Source organism: Fibrobacter sp. UWB11 (genome assembly GCF_900143015.1).
In the GTDB taxonomy this organism is placed as follows: Bacteria; Fibrobacterota; Fibrobacteria; order Fibrobacterales; family Fibrobacteraceae; genus Fibrobacter.
This window is the reverse complement of sequence record NZ_FSRT01000001.1, coordinates 2,024,098-2,042,837: the sequence shown is the minus strand read 5'-3', so window position 1 is coordinate 2,042,837 and position 18,740 is coordinate 2,024,098. Positions and strand designations below refer to the sequence as shown.

General features: G+C 49.0%; 20 protein-coding genes. 2 read left to right on the top strand and 18 right to left on the bottom strand.

Annotated elements, in window-relative coordinates:
• Positions 1 to 133 precede the first annotated feature (133 nt).
• Positions 134 to 931 carry a nucleoside triphosphate pyrophosphohydrolase gene (gene mazG / locus BUQ91_RS08470; RefSeq protein WP_074208858.1) on the top strand — a complete coding sequence of 266 codons (798 nt, stop codon included), beginning with the start codon at positions 134 to 136 and terminating at the stop codon, positions 929 to 931.
• Between the two features lie 408 nt (positions 932 to 1,339).
• Here mazG and fusA read toward each other — a convergent pair whose 3' ends face one another.
• From fusA to purU, 12 genes are all read right to left on the bottom strand, one after another.
• Complete coding sequence (gene fusA / locus BUQ91_RS08465; protein WP_074208857.1) at positions 1,340 to 3,469, bottom strand: elongation factor G; 2,130 nt, start codon at positions 3,467 to 3,469, stop codon at positions 1,340 to 1,342.
• Positions 3,470 to 3,662: 193 nt separating this feature from the next.
• Entirely contained in the window at positions 3,663 to 4,379 is a 717-nt protein-coding gene (locus BUQ91_RS08460; RefSeq protein WP_254842295.1) for an EcsC family protein, read from the bottom strand.
• 21 nt (positions 4,380 to 4,400) lie between these two features.
• Complete coding sequence (locus BUQ91_RS08455; protein ID WP_074208856.1) at positions 4,401 to 4,688, bottom strand: hypothetical protein; 288 nt, start codon at positions 4,686 to 4,688, stop codon at positions 4,401 to 4,403.
• Between the two features lie 22 nt (positions 4,689 to 4,710).
• A complete protein-coding gene (locus BUQ91_RS08450) occupies positions 4,711 to 5,046 on the bottom strand; it encodes a hypothetical protein (protein ID WP_072826824.1) in 336 nt (111 codons plus the stop codon).
• A gap of 11 nt (positions 5,047 to 5,057) precedes the next feature.
• The gene (gene map, locus BUQ91_RS08445) at positions 5,058 to 5,819 is read right to left on the bottom strand and encodes a type I methionyl aminopeptidase (protein WP_072826825.1); all 762 of its coding nucleotides are present in this window, start codon (positions 5,817 to 5,819) and stop codon (positions 5,058 to 5,060) included.
• A gap of 23 nt (positions 5,820 to 5,842) precedes the next feature.
• Positions 5,843 to 6,229, bottom strand: a complete 387-nt coding sequence (locus tag BUQ91_RS08440; RefSeq protein WP_072826826.1) for a four helix bundle protein — start codon at positions 6,227 to 6,229, stop codon at positions 5,843 to 5,845.
• 32 nt (positions 6,230 to 6,261) lie between these two features.
• Positions 6,262 to 7,653: a DEAD/DEAH box helicase gene (locus BUQ91_RS08435; protein ID WP_074208855.1), complete on the bottom strand. Its 1,392-nt coding sequence runs from the start codon at positions 7,651 to 7,653 to the stop codon at positions 6,262 to 6,264.
• A 21-nt stretch (positions 7,654 to 7,674) separates the two neighbouring features.
• A complete protein-coding gene (locus BUQ91_RS08430) occupies positions 7,675 to 8,931 on the bottom strand; it encodes a hypothetical protein (RefSeq protein ID WP_074208854.1) in 1,257 nt (418 codons plus the stop codon).
• Positions 8,928 to 9,623, bottom strand: a complete 696-nt coding sequence (locus BUQ91_RS08425; RefSeq protein ID WP_072826829.1) for a hypothetical protein — start codon at positions 9,621 to 9,623, stop codon at positions 8,928 to 8,930. Before BUQ91_RS08425 ends, BUQ91_RS08430 begins: the two co-directional genes overlap by 4 nt.
• A 35-nt stretch (positions 9,624 to 9,658) precedes the next feature.
• Positions 9,659 to 10,330: an orotate phosphoribosyltransferase gene (pyrE, locus tag BUQ91_RS08420; RefSeq protein ID WP_072826830.1), complete on the bottom strand. Its 672-nt coding sequence runs from the start codon at positions 10,328 to 10,330 to the stop codon at positions 9,659 to 9,661.
• An 8-nt stretch (positions 10,331 to 10,338) separates the two neighbouring features.
• A complete protein-coding gene (locus BUQ91_RS08415; RefSeq protein ID WP_074208853.1) occupies positions 10,339 to 10,950 on the bottom strand; it encodes a hypothetical protein in 612 nt (203 codons plus the stop codon).
• A 9-nt stretch (positions 10,951 to 10,959) separates the two neighbouring features.
• The gene (gene purU / locus BUQ91_RS08410; RefSeq protein WP_254794257.1) at positions 10,960 to 11,799 is read right to left on the bottom strand and encodes a formyltetrahydrofolate deformylase; all 840 of its coding nucleotides are present in this window, start codon (positions 11,797 to 11,799) and stop codon (positions 10,960 to 10,962) included.
• 107 nt (positions 11,800 to 11,906) lie between these two features.
• Here purU and BUQ91_RS08405 point away from each other — a divergent pair, with 107 nt between their 5' ends.
• Complete coding sequence (locus BUQ91_RS08405; protein WP_074208852.1) at positions 11,907 to 13,028, top strand: fibrobacter succinogenes major paralogous domain-containing protein; 1,122 nt, start codon at positions 11,907 to 11,909, stop codon at positions 13,026 to 13,028.
• 88 nt (positions 13,029 to 13,116) lie between these two features.
• Here BUQ91_RS08405 and argS read toward each other — a convergent pair whose 3' ends face one another.
• From argS to BUQ91_RS08375, 6 genes are all read right to left on the bottom strand, one after another.
• The gene (gene argS / locus BUQ91_RS08400) at positions 13,117 to 14,829 is read right to left on the bottom strand and encodes an arginine--tRNA ligase (RefSeq protein ID WP_074208851.1); all 1,713 of its coding nucleotides are present in this window, start codon (positions 14,827 to 14,829) and stop codon (positions 13,117 to 13,119) included.
• Positions 14,816 to 15,235, bottom strand: a complete 420-nt coding sequence (gene rsfS, locus BUQ91_RS08395; protein ID WP_072826835.1) for a ribosome silencing factor — start codon at positions 15,233 to 15,235, stop codon at positions 14,816 to 14,818. Before rsfS ends, argS begins: the two co-directional genes overlap by 14 nt.
• A complete protein-coding gene (locus BUQ91_RS08390; protein ID WP_074208850.1) occupies positions 15,219 to 15,668 on the bottom strand; it encodes a LytR C-terminal domain-containing protein in 450 nt (149 codons plus the stop codon). Before BUQ91_RS08390 ends, rsfS begins: the two co-directional genes overlap by 17 nt.
• A 74-nt stretch (positions 15,669 to 15,742) precedes the next feature.
• Positions 15,743 to 16,330 (bottom strand): hypothetical protein, encoded by a 588-nt coding sequence (locus BUQ91_RS08385; protein WP_074208849.1) that lies wholly within the window; start codon positions 16,328 to 16,330, stop codon positions 15,743 to 15,745.
• A 126-nt stretch (positions 16,331 to 16,456) separates the two neighbouring features.
• Positions 16,457 to 17,014, bottom strand: coding sequence for a hypothetical protein (locus BUQ91_RS08380; RefSeq protein ID WP_254842294.1), 558 nt, complete (start codon positions 17,012 to 17,014; stop codon positions 16,457 to 16,459).
• 92 nt (positions 17,015 to 17,106) lie between these two features.
• A complete protein-coding gene (locus BUQ91_RS08375) occupies positions 17,107 to 18,624 on the bottom strand; it encodes a flotillin family protein (RefSeq protein ID WP_072826839.1) in 1,518 nt (505 codons plus the stop codon).
• Between the last annotated feature and the right edge of the window lie 116 nt (positions 18,625 to 18,740).

Below are 18,740 nucleotides of genomic sequence, written 5' to 3'. Positions count from 1 at the left end.
AGGCGCCATGGTAATTTGATAAACGTAACGATATAGGAAACGATAAAATTAACGGTATAAATAATGGTGTAACTAATTTACTGAATTTATGGAGCAAAAACAAGGGCCCGTTATACTTTCTATCTTTTATAGCATGAAATACTCGTTTAACGATTTGGTTGATATTATGGCACGTCTCCGTTCGGAGAATGGTTGCCCATGGGACCGCAAGCAGGATACACATTCGCTGTTGCCGTATTTGGTTGAAGAAAGTTGTGAGTTTATCGATGCCGCTCAAGAGGGCGACAAGGAACACATGTGCGAAGAACTTGGCGATGTGCTTTTCCAAGTCATTTTCCATTCGCAGGTCTGTAAGGAACAAGGCGATTTTTCCATTGACGATGTAATTCAAGGCCTTTGTGAAAAAATGGTACGCAGGCATCCACATGTGTTTGGTGATGCTCAAGTCGATAATGCAAATGAAGTCAGTCGCCGTTGGGAACGCATCAAGGCTCAAGAAAAAAACAACATAAAGCATGCTGGGCAGTCTATTATGGATAAAGTGAGCAAGAGCATGCCTACGCTCGCGCGTTCGCAAGATATTATTCGCCGAGTTGCTAAAGTCGGTTTTGACTGGGGCGAACCGGGGCCAGTGTTTGACAAGGCTCAAGAAGAATTTGCTGAATTCCGTGCAGAAATGGAGAACGTTTCTTCTGAAAATGCGAACGTAGATCGCCTCGAAGATGAATTCGGCGATATCATGTTTAGCTTGGTGAATGTGGCTCGCCATTGCGGCTTTAATGCGAATATCGCTTTGCAACGTGCTAACAACAAGTTCGAAAAGCGTTTCCGCGAAGTGGAACGCCGTGTCAAGGAACAGGGCAAGGAAATCAAGGATGTGGGGCTAGAAGGCCTGCAAAAGCTGTGGAAAGAAGCAAAGTTGTCTTCTTAACGCCGTCATCCTGACGTTCTGCTAACTAAGCTCTGGTAACTGCGGCGAAGCCGCTATTCCATATTGGAATGTTCTTTTTGGGAACTAGCTCCGTAAATTTTTTTTGTCCGCGCTAATCATTCCCGCGTTATATTATTCATGTGACACCAGTAAATTCTGGTTCTGAGACGGGAAGCCGGATCGAATCGCGGAGTAGAACTTACTAGTGTTACGTTATCATGAGAGTCCCGTGAGCTCCCTTGCGGGGCTCTTCCTTTGTCATGATTACGTTAGGCGTGTTTTGGGCGCCGTAGGGAACATGAGTGGAATGATAGAGGGCTCATTAGGGTGTTTGGGAAACAAAAAGGCCTGCAACTTTCGTTGCAGGCCTTTTAAACTTTCGAGAAGTTTTAGCTGGTTTGGCTTGGATTAAGCTCTTGCCTTAACCTTGTCGCCGTACTTCTTGATGAGTTCTTCCTGGATGTTCTTCGGAACCGGGAGGTACTTGCAGAATTCCATGGTGAATTCAGCCTTACCTTGGGTCATGGAACGGAGGTCCGTAGCATAACCGAACATTTCGGAAAGCGGAACTTCAGCGGTGATGGTGGTCATGCCGAGTTCTTCGCTAGTGCCAGTGATAGCACCACGACGCTGAGAAACGTTACCCACAACGCCGCCCTGGAATTCGGTCGGAGTCTGGATTTCGACCTTCATGATCGGTTCGAGGATCTGAGCACCAGCCTTGGCGAAAGCTTCGCGGAAGGCCATACGGGCTGCAACCTGGAACGCCATATCAGAGGAGTCGACCGGGTGGAATGCACCATCCTGAACTTCCATTTCGATACCCACAACCGGGAAGCCGATCAAAGAACCTGCTTCCATGCAGCTCTGGAAACCCTTGTCGCAAGACGGGATGTATTCCTTCGGAATACGGCCACCGACGACGGAGTTGACGAAGTTGTAGACCTTTTCCTGGTCGCCTTCGACAGCCATCGGACGCATTTCACCGACGACCTTAGCGTACTGACCAGAACCACCAGTCTGCTTCTTGTGAGTGTAGTCGAACTTGGCCGGGCGGGTGATGGTTTCGCGGTAAGCAACCTGCGGAGCACCAGTCGTCACGTCGCACTTGTATTCACGGCGCATACGTTCGATATAAACGTCAAGGTGGAGTTCGCCCATACCCTTGATGATGGTCTGACCAGATTCCTTGTCAACTTCGACCTGGAACGTCGGGTCTTCCTTCGTGAAGCGGTTGAGGGCCTTGGACATGTTGTCGAGGTCGTCACGGTTCTTGGCTTCAATAACAAGTTCGATAACCGGGTTAGGAACGTGCATAGAAGTCATGTTGTAGTGGTTCTTGCCATCCGTGAATGTCGTACCGGATGCGCAGTCGATACCGAACAGAGCAACGATGTCGCCTGCACCGGCTTCGGTGATATCCACCATTTCGTCAGCGTGCATACGGACGAGACGGCCAACGGAAACCTTCTTGCCGGTTGCCATGTTGGTGATCATGTCGCCCTTCTTGAGGGTACCCTGGTAAACGCGGACGTAGGTGAGCTGGCCATAGCGGTCGTTCACGAGCTTGAATGCGTAGCAGACGAGCGGTGCGTTGTCTTCGGACTTGAGGATAACTTCAGCTTCGTTGTTGTCGAGGTCGAGAGCCTTGTTTTCAACGTCGGTCGGGCACGGGAGGAAGTCGATAACACCGTCGAGGAGCTTCTGGACACCAATGTTCTTGTGAGCAGAACCCATGAACACCGGAGTGATGTCGAGGCGGATGGTAGCTTCGCGGATAACCTTCTTGAGGAGGGCCTTGTCGATCTGGTCGACGCCATACTGGCCTTCCATAGCCTTTTCCATGACTTCGTCGCTGTAGTCAGCGCAGCAGTCAACGAGCTTTTCGCGGTATTCGTTAGCCTGGTCGACGAGTTCTTCCGGGATTTCCTTTTCGATCATGTCGTCGCCGTTGTCGCCTTCGAAGTAGTAAGCCTTCATTTCGAGAAGGTCGACCACGCCCTTAAGATTGGATTCCAAACCTATAGGAATCTGCATGACGCACGGCTTGTGGTTGAGCTTTTCCTTGAGCATGACTGCAACGCGGAGCGGGTTTGCACCAGAGCGGTCGCACTTGTTCACGAACACGACGCGCGGCACATGGTAACGGCGCATTTGGCGGTCAACGGTAATAGACTGGGACTGGACGCCTTCAACGCCAGTGAGGACGAGGATAGCACCGTCCAACACGCGGAGAGAACGTTCCACTTCGATCGTGAAGTCCACGTGCCCCGGGGTATCGATGATGTTGATGGAGTCGCGTTCGCCGGTCTTGGTGTGGGTCCAGTTTGCGAAGGTAGCGGCAGACTGAATCGTGATACCGCGTTCGCGTTCAAGTTCCATGGAGTCCATCGTGGCACCGACGCCGTCTTTACCACGAACTTCGTGGATAGCGTGAATACGCTTTGTGAAGTAAAGGATACGTTCGGTAAGAGTTGTCTTACCAGAGTCGATGTGGGCAGAAATACCAATATTTCTGTGCAGTTGGATGTCTTTCATATTTTTATTCCACTAATGGAGTTGATGTTATTGAATGTTGCGCCCAAAAATAGAAAATTTTGGGGGGAACTCAAGGGCGCTTTTTCATTTGATGGTATAAAAGGGGGAGAATTTGGCTTAAATTAGCTAAAAATGTAAAAAAGCAACCTTAAAACAGGCTGCTTTTTGAAAACCTTTATGAGAAAAATTTTGTTTAAACGTTTTCTTCCGGAGTGTCCGTTGTATCACTTTCGCTCTTTTCGGTGGATTCTTCTTTGGATTCGCTGGAATCGGGATCCTTGTCGATGCTGTTTTCGACAAGTTCCGGCTTTTCGACTCCTTCGAGTGCCTTGAAGTATGCCATTGCGGTCTTGCCGACTTCGGTGGTGTCGAAGTAGGTGTATGCACCGTTACCGATAGCGCCAATGGCGGGGATGGCACGGAGGGCGATGCGACCGAGGAAGTTTGCAGAAATCTTGACACCGATTTTCTGGAGCAACTTCTGAAGTGCCGTGAGCGAAAGCTTCTGGACTACGATGCGGCTGCCGGTGCGGACGGCAACATCACGAAGGAGCGATGCTGCGCTGTGGCGGAAAAGGCACCAGACCATGGCTTCACGGCTGAGCATGGCGAACTTGCCGTAGGTGCAGGCGATATCCGAGACGAGCTGTGCCTGGATGCGCCAGACGGCGGCAATGTCTGGGATAGAGGTCAAGACACCGGTAAAACCGGCCGGGATAGAAAGCGAGGTACTTACGGTAGCGGCTTTCAATGCGGCTTGCTTGATAAGCACGTCGGCACGCTTGTCGGGATCGTTGTTTGGGCAAAGGAGCGAGTCCGGAATGTCCGTAATCAGGTTGAAGACGATTGAGTTAAACAGTTCCTGGATGGATTCGCTTTTTTTGTCTTTGTATTCTTTAAAATTCAACATGGGCTTGCTCCTTTTTTTCTCCTATTTCAAGAACATTTTAACAATTCTTGAGAGGTTTTGGGGAATCCTATATTGAAAATTACTTTTTTCTAGCCACAAGTGCACAATTTCGTCGACCCAAATGCGATCGGAGGCGATTTTTTCGACGATTATTTCGGTTTCTTCGCCATTTTCTACGAGTTTGTAGTTCAAATGGAAAGATATGGGAGCCGTTTCGCCATGCGGGAGGACGGTAAGGTCCATCGTCTGTTTCTCGGCGTTGACGCTGAAAGAAATATTGTTGAAGACTTTTTGAAGTTGTTCGTCCATTCTAAAATTCCTTCGGTGCCAGTTAGAACAAAATTTTGGCGAATAAGCCTGTGCCTTTGGGGAGTGCTTTCTTGATGGAATGGCTCTTGAACCACCACGCGGCGATTTCGTTGATCATCTCTCTCGGACTATCAACTTTGTTTATAACAATTAACGTTCCTTCGTCAGTATCTTCAAAGCAATAGTGGGTGCAAAGAAGAGTGGGGACAGTTTCCCCATGCAGAAGGATGGTGATGTTTGCTTGGTTTTCTTGCGAGTCGATATCAACGTTTTGGATTTCTCCAAATTGCTTGAAGAAATCGTTACGCTGAAAAAAGAATTCGACTGCCTTGTCGCGGGCGTTGCTGAGGAAGGACATGGTTGATTCGTCTATCGCGGAAGCGTCAGGATGTCGATGCCATCCTTGGTTTTGACGACGGTGTGTTCCCACTGGGCACTGAGAGAGCCGTCACGGGTCACTGCGGTCCAACCGTCAGCGAGAGTCTTCGTTCCCGGGCGACCGACGTTGAGCATCGGTTCGACAGTGAACACGTTACCAACTTCGATGAACGGGCAACGTTCGTAGTTGCGGAAGTGGTAGACGGTCGGTTCTTCGTGGAAGCCGCGACCGATGCCGTGACCGCAGTAGTCTTCGACAACGCTAAAGCCGTGTTCGTCGGCGATGTCCTGAATGGCGCAGCCGATGTCGTTCCAGTGGGCGCCTCTTTCGCCTGCAGCGCGGATGCCTTCTTCCATGCAGAACTTGGCCGTGTCCACGAGTTCGCGGGCAATGTCAGAAACTTTGCCGACGCAGAACATGGCGGAGGTATCACCGTGGTAGCCGGAGAGGATTGTCGTGATGTCGATGTTCACGATGTCGCCATCCTTGAGGATGGTGTTTGCGTTCGGGATGCCGTGGCAGACAACTTCGTTGATGCTGATGCAGGCATAACGCGGGTAACCGTGGTAGCCCATGCATGCGGAGATGCCCTTGTGCTGGCGAGTGTAGTCGCCGATGAATTCATCGATTTCGAGCGTGGAGACGCCGGGCTTGCACATTTCGCCCGCACGGATCAGCGTTTCGGCAGCGAGAGCGCCGGCATCGCGGATCAGTTCGATTTCTTTTGCGGATTTTACTTTGATCTTAGCCATTGTTAGGAATTAGGTAATAGGTGTTAGGGGTTAGGTTTAATTTCAGATTTTGCATCTGGGGGTAGATGTTGAATAAACGCGTTGAGCATTTTCTTTATTTCGATGATTTCTGAATTAAACTTGTTAAAAATATCGTCACTTATGTAATGTAAATCTTTTGCAAGTAGTAATTGATATTCTGATTCAGCCGCAGAACCTAGTGATATCTGAAGAAATCTTGCTAATTCAGTATTTGTCTTTCTTCCACAACCTTCTGCGATATTAGTTGGAATTGATGTTACAGATCGTCTAAGTTGTGAGGTTAGAACAAAAAGTTCTTCTTTTGGAAAAAAGGTTTTAGTCAATTCATACACATTAAGTGTGAATTGATGGCTTCTTTTCCATATTTCAAGAGAATGGTATTCTCGCATTTTCCTAAAACCTACAACCTAAAACCTGTAACCTACTTTTTCCATGCGAATCTGTCGAGCAGGTAGGCAAGTAGCATTTGGTCGTCGGTCGTGCCGTTCGCAAGGTCTTTTACGAGCGGGAGCATGCGGCTGATGCGTTCGGTTGCTTTTTGACCGCCGAAGTGCTTGCGGACTTCTTCGAGGCGGACCTTGGTACGTTCGCTCACCTTCTTTGCGATTTCGTCGTTCGTGAGCGGGTCCATCTTGATGAAGTTGATACCGAAATCAACTGCAGTCTGGCGCAAATCGATTTCTTCGACCGGTGTGATGAGCGAAATGCAGAGACCACTGCGGCCTGCACGGGCGGTACGTCCGCTGCGGTGCACATAGACTTCGTGGTCGGCGGGGTGGTCATAGACAATCACGTGCGTCACGTGGTCCACGTCGATACCGCGGGCGGCAACGTCTGTGCAGATGAGAATCTTGAGCTTCTTGTCGCGGAAGGCGTTGAGTGTCTTTTCGCGGAGGCTCTGCGCCACGTCGCCACTCAATGCGCCAACTTCAAAACCGTAACCGGAAAGCACCTGTTCGAGGTAGCTCACGTCGCGCTTGTAGTTGCAGAAAATCATGCAACTTTCAGGATTGTAGTATTCCAGAACCTTGATGGTCATGGAATCCTTTTCCATCACGTCGCAAGTGTAGTAGCGGTGTTCGAGGTTGTTTGCGATGACCTTGTCGTAGCTGAGCGAAAGGAAATCGGCACCCGGACGCTGGAATTCGCGGGCAAGGCTCTTGACCGTTTGCGGAATCGTGGCGCTGTACATTGTGCAAGAGATTGCCTTCGGCAAGTACTTGCGGATCTTCTGCATGTCGGGGTAGAAACCCATTGAGAGCATTTCGTCGGCTTCGTCAAGGACGAGGTCGCGAATGGAAAGCAAGTCTACGTTACCGCGCTGGATATGGTCCATCAAACGGCCTGGAGTGGCGACGATAACATGTACACCGGAACGGAGTGCCTTGATTTGCGGTTCATAGCTCACGCCGCCAAAGATGGCGACAGACTTGATGCCGGTACCCTTCGAGAGTTTTTCGAATTCTTCTTGCACTTGGATGCAGAGTTCTCGAGTCGGCACAAGGATAAGTGCCTGCGGATACGGATGGTCACGGACAATGACCTGCAAAAGCGGGAGGGCGTATGCGCCCGTCTTGCCCGAACCCGTCTTCGATTGCACGAGCATATCGCGGGCGGCGAGCATGTAAGGGATGGATTTGCGCTGGACAGGCATCAGTTCGGTCCAGCCGTGTTCCCGGAGAATAGCCTTCTGTTCTTCGGGGAGCATATCAAACGTATAATCGGGGAGCTTGTTCTTGGGCTCGATAATTTTGACAGGCGTTAAAAACGGATTTACTCTTTCTTTCGTTTCTTCTTTAATTTCGTCACTCATAGTGACGGCAAATTTAGCAAATTATAGAGTCCAGTGGTATTCAAACCCGAGGCTTATAAAGCAATCGATGGTGGATTTGCCGATTGTGGTAGCTGCTGCGCCTGCATCGGGGGAGGGGGCTTCATAGATGTCACGGCCGCGACTCGAAATCCCTGCTCGTAAATCGACACCGTAATGCTTTTTGAAAACGAATTGACCGCCAACGCCTACGAGGGCGCCTTTATAAAGGTCTTCGAATTTAATGCGGTACTTGTAAGCGCGTGATGGATTTTTAACTCCTTTCTTCAGCTCAATATCTTCGACATAGAAGGTGTATTGGAATCCGAGGAAAAAGAGCGGTGTAATGTCTAGCCATGGCGTGATGGGGTATGTCATGGACAAAAGCGCATTGAGCCCAATATCATGTTGTCCAAAATCCCAATGGTCGAGTTCCTTGTAGACCGTATCAGCTTTGTCTAATTTCATGTGGCGGTTGGAATAGCGGTACAAAAATTCAATACCGATAAAGCCATGCCAAGTGAGACCTGCGTAAAGACTGAGGAACGGGTCTGCATCGTCGATAAAATTCCAGAGGCTTACGGAATCCTTTGTTACGCGGTAGTTGCGGACTCGGCTTCTGGTATGGCTGCTTGTCCAGTTATCCGGGGTGAGCGGGAAATGGGCTTGAGAAAAGCCAACACCGACACCTGCCCAAATCCTGAGATTGGGAACTTCTTTGTAGAGGTCATCGGGTTCCGTTTGCATTTTAAGGCGTTCTTCTTTGGTCAGGCGGCGTTTGGTTCGCTTGTCGAAGAACGTTGCTGCGATGTCATCGCCGAGAGCAACCTTGTCGCTATTGGCTTTTACGATGCCAGCTGCTTGCGGTTCTTGTGTCGTTTCATTAAAAATGGCAACTTGGATAAATTTTCCCTGTGGCGCAAGGAAGAGAACGATGTTGTCTTCTAGCGCTTGGATTTTAGCAGCCATGCCTGGATGCCTTGCGCGTAAATAAACCGGCGGCAATCCCTTTTCTAAGTTATTCGAGAGCCAAGTGCCATAGCGTGTGGCTATGGTGTCGCGCTCCCATTCTCCGAGTTCACGGCATTTGGGTTCACCGATTCCGGTGTTGTTACGGCGGAGCGATAGACAAAATTCGTTAGTGCTGACAGGCGAATTGCCGTCGAGTGTCCAAATCAAGATGGTGGCGTCTTTCCAAAGCGTAAATTTTGAATCGAAGTAAACTTCGGAGGCGCTGGCAAATGCCGCAAGGAATAAAAGAATGGCGAGGAGTTTTTTCATTTGACAACTCCTTCGTAAAGATTCTTGCGGATTTTTTGGACAGCCATCTGGACGAGATTCGTCAGGTTCGAAATCTTGTAAGTGGTAATGGGCTGCTGTATTTCGTCAACGGCGCTGAACAATGGCCGCTGTTTTAAGTTATCCCAAAGCGTGTACGAAAAAATGGCGCTGACGTTGTCGGGCTTGCGGATGCTACCGCTCTCGTTGTGAATAAGCGCGTAGTCAAAGAAGTTTTCGCGCTTCAAGTCTGTACCGATAATGAATTCGTGCAGAATCAAAACAACGGGCGGAACATTGCCGGCTGTGTCCTTGAGTGCAACCCCTTGTTCCGGGATGTGCCCCTTGATGAAAATACGTTCATCGAGTTTTAGGCTTTCTTCGGGAAACTTGGTATTGGCGGTATCGGGGAGAACGATGAGATTCCCGTACGCTTTGCGCAATTCAGTCTCAAATGTGTTTCGGCAGTGGAGCGTTCCTTTAATTTGGATGCTATCCGTGCCGATTTCGAGGCGCTTTGCAAACCAGTTGGAACGAGTAATCACAAATGCGTTTTCGATGCCTGTCACCGCAATACCGCCATAAGGGGCCTTATGGTATGCTGGGTGGCTTGTTGTCCAATGATAAGAATCTGCACACCCGGTGAGCATGCAGATTGCAAATCCAATGGATAAAATTGACTTCTTAAACGTCATTTGCACTCGTGGATTTCGCAGGACGCCTTTGCAGTTTAGACTGCGCCCCACTTTTCACGGTAAGCGTAGACTCGATCAAGGATTCCTTCGGGAGCGTTGATGGCCTTGCGGTTTTCTTCGTTTTCGAGGAATGCTATGATGTTGTTGATGTTCACGATGGAATGGGCTTCGATGCCGTATTCATCTTGAACAGTCTGGAGTGCGGACTTGCCGTTTTCGAGCTTTTCCTTACGGTCTACAGAAATCAAAAGACCGACGACGTTTGCATTTTCGATTTGCGAAAGAGCCTGCATCGTTTCGTTGACGGATGTACCTGCGGTAATCACGTCTTCGATGATGACAACATTCGTCTTTTCGGTGTACTTGTAACCGACGAGAGAGCCTCCTTCACCGTGATCCTTAACTTCTTTTCTGTTGTACGTGAACGTCAGGTTCTGGGCATAAAGGTCAGAAAGCTTCATTGCGGTTGCGGCGCAAAGTGGGATGCCCTTGTAGGCCGGACCGTAAAGGTTCTGGGCTTTACCGTCGAAGTGAACCATGAATGCTGCTGCGTAAAATTCGGCGAGCTTAGAAAGGGATGCTCCCGTGCGGAACTCTCCGGTGTTGATAAAGTAAGGCGTTTCGCGACCGCTCTTGGTCACGAAGTTGCCGAACTTGAGGGCGCCAGATTCTACGAGAAAGTGTACAAAAGTATCTGTATTGTTCATTGAATATCCTAGGCTTTAGCTCCGATGAGGAGCGCTACAACTTCAGAGATTATGTTGTAATCGGTAATAAACTGGATGGCGAACAGCGACACCAAGCATATTACGCAAAGTACTAAATAGCTATGGAAGGATTTTTCGAATCCTTTGATCTTTAGCTTAAAAATGAGCCAAACGCCAAAGCTCAGAATGGTGCTGAATACCCATGCTGCAGATGTGTTCAAGTCGACGAGGCGGCTTGCAGCAAACGTAATGGTAATGCCCGGCAAGAAGAAGAAGGCAAAGCTCAAGACAACGAGCAGAGCGAATCCTACGTAGTAGGCAAGTCCGCGGTCCTTCTTGATAATGACTTGGGGGCCGCCGAGTGTGGTATGTTCTTCTTCGCCCGTCATCGGGTTGACGAACGTTTCCGGTTTGAACTGCTTGTAAGGAGAATTAGAAGATTCTTCCTTGGGCTTTGCAGGGCGAATGACTTCGCCAGTCAAAGGATTGACGATTTCTTTATCATCATTGGGCTCGATAATTGTCTGTTTGACTTCGGCTGTAGCTTCGGCCTTGACATTGTTGTCGGCAGAAACAGTCGGTTCCTGGACGGGGGCTTCATTCTGAATTTCTTCGGACATTGGTGACTCCTAGAGAATAAACGTTCTGCCGGCGTGAACAAACACGCGGTGTTCAAGCCAGAGTTTGAGCGCTTGTGAAAGCGTGCGCTTTTCGATGTCCTTGCCGAGTTCAACAAGTTCATCGATGCTTGCGGTTTCAGGAACGCGCTGGATGTCTTGGCAAATGATTGGACCTTGGTCAAGGTCCTCTGTGGCAAAGTGCGCTGTTGCACCGATAATCTTCACACCCTTGTGCCATGCCTGGTGATAAGGCTTCGCACCCTTGAATGCCGGGAGGAACCCGTGGTGGATGTTGATGATGCGGTACTTGAATTCTTCGGTAAAGTTCTCGCTCAAAATCTGCATGTAGCGGGCGAGGACGATTGTATCGGTTTTCGTTTCTTCGATAATTTCGCGGAAACGGTTTTCGGGAATGCTCTTATCCGGGTTGGACGGCACATAGTAGAACGGTACGCCAAAGGAGCCGCCTACGGGGCCAAGGTCCGGGTGGTTGCCGACGATGCAACTGAATTCGCAGGGAAGGTCGCCATCGCGGTGCTTGAGAAGCAAGTCGTAAAGGCAATGGTCGGTCTTGGATACGAAAATGGCAACGCGTTCGGTCTTGGAGGTGTCGAAAAGTTTCCAGTTGAGCTGGAGGTGCGGGGCGATGGTCTCGAGATGTCTTTTGACTTCGGGAACGTCGTCTGACTCAATGTCGAATACGGCGCGCAAGAAAAAAGTTTCGATATCCTTGGCGGTATGTTGCTGGAGGTCGATGATATTAGCTCCGGCTTTGGCAAGAACTTGCGTTGTGCCGGCAATAAGCCCTTTTTGGTCGGGACAAAGAATTTGAAGAATGTAACGAGTCATAGACATACTATAATATTAAAAAATTTAGGCCATGTTACCAAATATTTTATTTCCAAGTAGACAAAAAATAACTAACATTGCAGTAAGTAAATAAAAAGGATAAAAAAATGGAGAAATTTAAATTGTTCAAATTAGGAATTTGCTCTGTGCTTATGCTGTCTGTTGCGCAGGTTTTTGCGGCTCCACCGAAAACGTGGGACGCTATTTTTAATGCCGAAGGGCAGGGCGATTATGCCGCTGCGAAGATTGACGGTGACATCCGTTTTGGTCAATACACTCATTACAAGAATGTCCAGCCGGTTTCGTTCCGCGTTTTGGATGACAAGTTTGATTTTTCTGTTGCGGGTAACATGACTGTTCCTGCTAAGTTGGTCGAAGACCCGGCTTTTTACGACAACTGCCGCAATACAATGGAAGCCTGGATTTCTTATTTCGACAAGCCGCGTAAATTTGGCAATGAAGATCTTATCATCAATATTGCTGGTGTAGATTTTGCATGCGGTAACGATTTGTTCAATATCTACGATTTGCGTATAAAGTTTACAAATCCGCAAGCCCAGAAAGCTTGGGTGGCAGAACTCGAAGGCCGTCAGAAATACAAGCGCGAACAGCTTTCTGCTTTCCGCAAGGCTGAACAGGAACACCGCGCTGTAATTCGTGACAAGTCTACTTCTTTTACCGACCCGCGTGACGGACAAGTTTATCGTATCATCAAGGTGGAAGGCCGTGAATGGTTTGCTCAGAACGTGAACTACAATGTCGAAGGTCATTCCTGGTGCTATGAAGACAAGGATTCTTACTGCGCCCGTAGCGGTCGTTTGTACGACTTGGAAGGTGCCCGCAAGGCTTGTCCGGAAGGCTGGCATTTGCCGCGTGACCGCGAATGGTCTGACATGCTCAAGGGCCTCACGGGTTGCTACGATGGTGTTGACAAGTGCGGTAACTTTGCAACAAAGATGAAGGCTACGACTGGTTGGCAGGGCGGTGGCGGTACCGACGAATACGGCTTTACCGTTTTCTCTTCGGGCTATCGCAAAATTCTCGGCAAGTCTACCGTGCGCTACGAAGACATGGGCGAATATGCCGGCTTCTGGAGTGCTCAGAATGGTCGTAACGAAACGATTTGGCTGTGGGCTATGGGCCGTATGAGTGACCAGATGGTTCGCCAGCTCGTTCCGGCTACTGCTAAGAACAACGGATACTCCGTCCGCTGCATCAACGGTAACTAGGGCTTGCGCTAAACGCAAAAAAAGAGAGCTTAAAAAGCTCTCTTTTTTTATATGCATCAAAATGCGTCGCGCCGGGGCGCGGCGTATTTTACATCTGGCGAATCGGGAAGAGGCCTAGCAAGTCGAGGACATTTTCGAGCACAATCTGCGTAGATTGTACGAGGAAAAGTCTGGACTTTTCTTCGGCGGATCCGAGCACGCGGTCTTCGTGGATGAACTTGTGTGCGGCTTCGGCAATTTCGAGTGCGTATTGCGCGAGTACGCTCGGTTCATCGTCCTTGACGGCGGCGAGAATCTTTTCGCCCTTCTTTGCGAGAATGTTGATGAGGCTATAGGCGGCATCATCGGTAAGCTGTGCGTAATCCACGTCGGCAACGTTCACGGTGTAACCGGCCTTGCGCATGATGCTGCAAAGACGCACATGGGCATTCTGCACATACGGACCTGTGTCACCTTCGAAGCTCATGACGGCATCCCAGTCGAAACGGACGTCCTTCAGGCGGCTGTTCTTCAAGTCGTTGAAGGTGAGTGCGGAAATACCGATCTGGCGTGCGATGAGTTCCTTGTTTTCGAGAGTCGGATTCTTTTCGTCGATGAATTCGAGAATTTTCTTCTGGGCAGCTTCGATCACGTCGCGGAGGAGACTTGCCGTACCAGTACGTGTCTTGCCCTTTTCCCACTTGCCATCGACCATTTGGAGGATAACGCCGAACGGAATGTGGTACATGTCCTTGTACCATTCACGGCCCATCTTCTTGAGCACGTGGAACACCTGCTTGAAGTGGAGTGCTTGTCCAAGGTCCACCACGTAAAGGCACTTGTCGAAGTTGTATTCTTTTTTGCGGTAGATGGCGGCTGCGAGGTCGCGGGTTGCGTACAACGTGGATCCATCGCTCTTACGAATAAGGCACGGATTCAAGTCGAATTCGTCGAGCATTACCACGTCGCGTTCCTGGCTGTTGACCATCAAATTCTTTTCACGCAGTTCGTCGAGTACTGCCGGGATTTTGTCTTCAAAGAAAGATTCACCGGTGTAGTGATCAAAGCTAACGCCCATCATGTCGTAAATGCGCATGAGTTCCTTGAGCGTTGCGGCACGGAATGCGAGCCACAGCTTGCGATAGAAGGCATCGCCCTGTTCGAGCTTGGTGAATGCGGCGCGAGCTTCATCTTCGAGACCGGGTTCTTCTTTAGAAACCTTGGAGAAGCTAGCGTAAAGGATGTTGAGTTCCTTCACGGTGAGTGCATCGAGCGTTGCGTCGTCAGTCGGGAGCTTTTCGCGGAGGTACATCACGATGAGCTTACCGAAGGCCGTGCCCCAGTCGCCCAAGTGGTTGATGCGTTCGACCTTGTAACCGGCAGCCTTGTAGATGCGGGAAAGCGAGTTTCCGATCATTGTGGAACGCAGGTGGTGGAACGCGAGTTCCTTACCGATGTTCGGGGAGCTGTAGTCTATGCAGACAACCTTGCCATTCGGAGCTGCGTGACCATATTCCAAGCCCTTGGCGGCGATTTCGCTCAACGTTTCCTTAGCAAGGAAGTTGCGGTCAATGAAAAAGTTCAGATAACCGTTAACCGCTTCGACCTTGGAAAGTCCCGCAGGGAGTTTCACCTGTGCCGCGAGGTCTTCGGCGATAAGCTTCGGGGCCTTGCGGAGTGTCTTTGCAAGAGAAAAACACGGGATGGTGAAGTTTCCGTGGCTGGTATCAGGCGGTACGGAAATAAGTTTCAATGCGGCATCTTCAGCAAATGCTCCGGTAGCGGCAAGTGCCTTTGCGATTTCTGCATTAAATGAGTTCATTGTCGTCTCCAGACTTCTTTTCGTTTTCGCGGATGAAGTCATGCTCATCAAGGTTCATGAGTTTACCGTCTGCGTACAGACGTTCAAAGGAAATTTCGTTTCTCTTTTCTTCTTCGAACAGGTGAACCATCAGGTCAAGACCTGCGTCAAAGATTGCCCAACGCACGCCTTCCTTGTATTCAACACCGATATAATGGAGCTTGCGAGCCTTGAACTCCTTGGTGAGTTCGTTCAAAATTGCCTGCATTTGGGCTTCGCTTTCGCAAGTTGCGATGAGGAAGTAATCTGCTTCGTTCTTGACTCCTCGGAGGTCGATGAGCTGCACGTTTTGGGCGCGAAGTTCAAAAAGGATACCTGCACCAAGCTTAACGGTTTCAGAAAAATCTTGGTTATTTGTTGCTGTCATTTTGTTCTCCCTGATCGGGTTCTACTATTTGTTGAAAATCTCTTCCGGTATGCACTACGGCATCGACCGTTGCATTCTTGTTTACAAGGACCAGAACATTTTTTGTTTTTAATGTAGCGGCGAGAGCTTGGGCCCCTTCCCATTCCGGGTTCCTGAGCACAATGATGGTCTCGTCATAGTTCTGGAGACGTTCGTTGTCGATATGGACGACGTCAAATCCGTTGTCTCGCAAGAACGTGCGCATTTTTACGGCGGCGCCTTTCATGCTGCAGCTATTCAGCACTTCTACTTCGCCTTTGATTCGGCGAACTTCACGTACGACGGGAGCTGGCTTTTCTTCTTCGCAACCTGCAAAGAGGAATGCGGCAAAAACAGCCGAAGAAACTCCTACGGCAAAGTTTAGGTGGAGCGCTTTAGAATAGTTGTGGAACATTCTTTGCTATAAAATCTAGAAAAATTAAAAAGACCCCGGAATAAATCCGGGGTGACAAAGTGGAATAGAAGTGCTTACTGGCAGAGGATGGAACTGCGGCTAGAACATTCGTTGTGGAAGAAACTGCGTGGGCCGTAGGCTTTCAGGGCGTCTCGTTCATTGACGTAGGAAATTCTTATTAGTGTGTTTTCGCTAGGCTTGTATTCTAGCGAAACATCTGGAATCAATACATTAACATTGCCTTGGCGTAGGTCTTCTCTTGCGATGCGGGAACCGTTGCTAATGTTTGCGTAGAGTGGCATCCAGAGACCAACATTTGCGTACAAGTGAAGATTCGGTGTGAACTCGTAGGCGAAATGTCCCATAAAGCTTTGGCTTGCGATCGAGCCGAAACTTCCTGCAACGAAATTGAGTGAATAGGAGTATGCGACTTTTAAGGCTGGGTCGAATGTCTGGTGACGGACCATGCGGTCAGAATCAAATTCGCGGTTCCACGGAATGCCATCGTTTCGAAATTGGTAATTGGCTTCGACTTCATCGTTTGTGGAGACTGATGATTCGGCAATGACTTGGGTTGCCATTTCGGACGATTCTATGTTTGTTGTAACGTCTGCGAAGGCAAACGTCGATATGCAAAGAGCAGATAAAATAATTCGTTTCATGAAAATGAATATACAAAAGTGTGCAAGGCGAGAGTAGTAAAATCAAGCTTGCTTGATTTTATTACCGAGCCGCCGCCACTGACGCTGAAAGCGTCAAAAGTGTGCGAGACGAGAGTAGTAAAATGGTTACCAGCAATAATGCGGGTTTCTCCATGGACAATCGTCATAGAAATAACGGTGTGGTCCATAGGCTCTGAATGCATCTCTTTCGTTGATGTACATGACTCTAAAAGTCATCTTGTCGTTAGGCTTGTATTCCAATGCAATATCTGGAATCAAAATGCCCACGTTCCCTTGCTTCACGTCTTCGCGGGCAATGCGGTTGCCGAAATGGAGGCTCGAATAGAGTGGCATCCAAAGGCCCACATTTGCATACAAGTGAAGATTTGGCGTAAACTCGTAGGCGAAATGCGCCATGAAACTTTGCTGCGCAAACGAACCGAGTGTGCCGCCGATAAAACTTACGGAATAAGTATAGGCTACTTTCAACGCCGGGTCGAATGTATCGTGACGGACGAGGCGTTCAGGGTCGAAATGTTCGCGGTTCCAAGGTATGCCGCTTTCACGAATGATATAGATAGTGTCAACAATGGTATCCTGTGCTGCAACGAGTGTTTCCGAGAGTTCAGTAGAATCTGCCTTTGCGGGGGAGGCTGCAAAGGCAATCGCTGCTAGGAATAACACTGTAAGGCTCATGAATCGCATATAATGAATATATAAAAAAGGAGGCTTCATGGTAAAATGAAGCCTCTTGGTCGAGATGAATTTCTCAGGAATTATTTGTTATTGTTGTCGCTTTTTTGATCGTCGTTTTTGGTGACTCCGGCGAGTTTTGCACCGAACATGGAGCCAAGTACAGTACGGAGGTCAATGCCGAGCGAATCGGTGAGACCGTTCGTGACCTGCGTGAGCGTCTTGGTGATGTCACCCGTGAGCTTTGCTGTATTGCCTTCGCCGTACATGGTGATGTTGCCAATCTTTTCCATCGGCTTTGCAATGGCAGATGCAATCTGCGGCATCTGCTCGAAGTATTTTTCAATCGTCTTGAGCTGCATTTCTTGGCGGGCTGCGTCACCGTAGAGCTTCATGGCTTCGGCCTTCTTGTTGAGCGCTTCAGCTTCGGCGAGACCTTGAGCCTTGATGGCTTCAGCTTCGGCGAGACCCTTTGCCTTTGTTGCTTCGGCTTCTGCTAATGCTTTTGCCTTTGTTGCTTCAGCTTCGGCGAATGCCTTTTCCTTTTCTGCTTCTGCAATTTGCTTGATTGCCTTGGCGCGTTGTTCTTCCTTATAGCGGATAGCTTCAGCGTCTTTCTGCTGTTGGAATAGTTCTGCTTCGGAGCGCTGGATTTGTGCTTGGCGGTCGGCTTCGGCTTTCTTTTCGATTTGGGCCTTAAGTTCCTTTTCCGTCACCATGACCATGCGTTCGCGAATTTCGATTTCCTTTTCTTGCTTGGCGACTTCAGCTTCAGCCTGAGCAACGTTGATTTCCTTTTGCTGAGTCTGCTTCTGGATTTCGTAAGCTGCATCTGCAATAGCTTTTTCGGTGTCAGAAATCTTCTGCAGGTTTGCTTTCTTCACGGCAAGATCGTTTTGCTTTTGTGCAATTTCGAGTTCTGCAGCAACGGCGGCATCGTTAGCTTCTTTCTTGGCCTGCGATTGAGCGACGCTGATGTCTCTTTCGGCATTAGCTTTGGAAATGGCGGCTGCCTTGCGAATGGCAGAGGTCTTATCGACACCGAGGTTTTCAATCACGCCGTTGGCATCTTCAAAATTCTGGATGTTGAACGTCTGCACCACGATACCGAGCTTTTCAAGGTCCGGGATGGCGTTTTCGAGCACGAGTTCAGAGACCTGCTTGCGGTCACCCACGAGGTCTACGAGTTGCATACGGCCTACAATTTCACGCATGTTACCTTCGAGAATATCGACAATCATGGCGCGAATGTCTTCGGGCTTCTTGTTCAAGAAGTTCTGTGCAGAGGATTTGAGACGTTCTGGATTGTCCGAAATCTTGGCGGTCACGACGGCGTCGACAGAGACGTTGATGTAGTCCTTTGTCGGGACGGGGCTACCTGTTTTCACGTCAATCTGAATCAATTGCAATGAAAGATGGTCGGCTCGTTCGAAGAACGGGATTCTGAGCCCTGCTCTACCGATGATGACTTTCGGAAGTTTCCGAAGCCCCGATACGATAATAGCTTCGTCTGGGGCGGCCTTGATATATGACATCGTGAAAATGCAGATGATTAAAAGGATTGCAACTGCAATAATTACGTATAGGATATTTTCTGGCATTGAATAACCTCAATATTATAGTTTACTTTTAATATACAACATTTACATTGTTACAAAGTTGCAAATTTTCAAAAAAAACGAAAAAAAAGCCCGGCTTGAGGGCCGGGATTCATGCT

Excerpts from the sequence above, each read along its gene's own strand:
- BUQ91_RS08450 (WP_072826824.1), bottom strand. The coding sequence starts at position 5,046 with ATGTCCTTCCTCAGCAACGCCCGCGACAAGGCAGTCGAATTCTTTTTT.
- argS (WP_074208851.1), bottom strand. The coding sequence starts at position 14,829 with ATGAACTCATTTAATGCAGAAATCGCAAAGGCACTTGCCGCTACCGGA.
- BUQ91_RS08390 (WP_074208850.1), bottom strand. The coding sequence starts at position 15,668 with ATGTTCCACAACTATTCTAAAGCGCTCCACCTAAACTTTGCCGTAGGA.
- BUQ91_RS08425 (WP_072826829.1), bottom strand. The coding sequence starts at position 9,623 with ATGACGTTTAAGAAGTCAATTTTATCCATTGGATTTGCAATCTGCATG.
- BUQ91_RS08435 (WP_074208855.1), bottom strand. The coding sequence starts at position 7,653 with ATGAGTGACGAAATTAAAGAAGAAACGAAAGAAAGAGTAAATCCGTTT.
- fusA (WP_074208857.1), bottom strand. The coding sequence starts at position 3,469 with ATGAAAGACATCCAACTGCACAGAAATATTGGTATTTCTGCCCACATC.
- BUQ91_RS08405 (WP_074208852.1), top strand. The coding sequence starts at position 11,907 with ATGGAGAAATTTAAATTGTTCAAATTAGGAATTTGCTCTGTGCTTATG.
- BUQ91_RS08440 (WP_072826826.1), bottom strand. The coding sequence starts at position 6,229 with ATGCGAGAATACCATTCTCTTGAAATATGGAAAAGAAGCCATCAATTC.
- mazG (WP_074208858.1), top strand. The coding sequence starts at position 134 with ATGAAATACTCGTTTAACGATTTGGTTGATATTATGGCACGTCTCCGT.
- rsfS (WP_072826835.1), bottom strand. The coding sequence starts at position 15,235 with ATGACAGCAACAAATAACCAAGATTTTTCTGAAACCGTTAAGCTTGGT.
- BUQ91_RS08385 (WP_074208849.1), bottom strand. The coding sequence starts at position 16,330 with ATGAAACGAATTATTTTATCTGCTCTTTGCATATCGACGTTTGCCTTC.
- BUQ91_RS08460 (WP_254842295.1), bottom strand. The coding sequence starts at position 4,379 with ATGTTGAATTTTAAAGAATACAAAGACAAAAAAAGCGAATCCATCCAG.
- pyrE (WP_072826830.1), bottom strand. The coding sequence starts at position 10,330 with ATGAACAATACAGATACTTTTGTACACTTTCTCGTAGAATCTGGCGCC.
- purU (WP_254794257.1), bottom strand. The coding sequence starts at position 11,799 with ATGACTCGTTACATTCTTCAAATTCTTTGTCCCGACCAAAAAGGGCTT.
- map (WP_072826825.1), bottom strand. The coding sequence starts at position 5,819 with ATGGCTAAGATCAAAGTAAAATCCGCAAAAGAAATCGAACTGATCCGC.
- BUQ91_RS08375 (WP_072826839.1), bottom strand. The coding sequence starts at position 18,624 with ATGCCAGAAAATATCCTATACGTAATTATTGCAGTTGCAATCCTTTTA.
- BUQ91_RS08455 (WP_074208856.1), bottom strand. The coding sequence starts at position 4,688 with ATGGACGAACAACTTCAAAAAGTCTTCAACAATATTTCTTTCAGCGTC.
- BUQ91_RS08430 (WP_074208854.1), bottom strand. The coding sequence starts at position 8,931 with ATGAAAAAACTCCTCGCCATTCTTTTATTCCTTGCGGCATTTGCCAGC.
- BUQ91_RS08415 (WP_074208853.1), bottom strand. The coding sequence starts at position 10,950 with ATGTCCGAAGAAATTCAGAATGAAGCCCCCGTCCAGGAACCGACTGTT.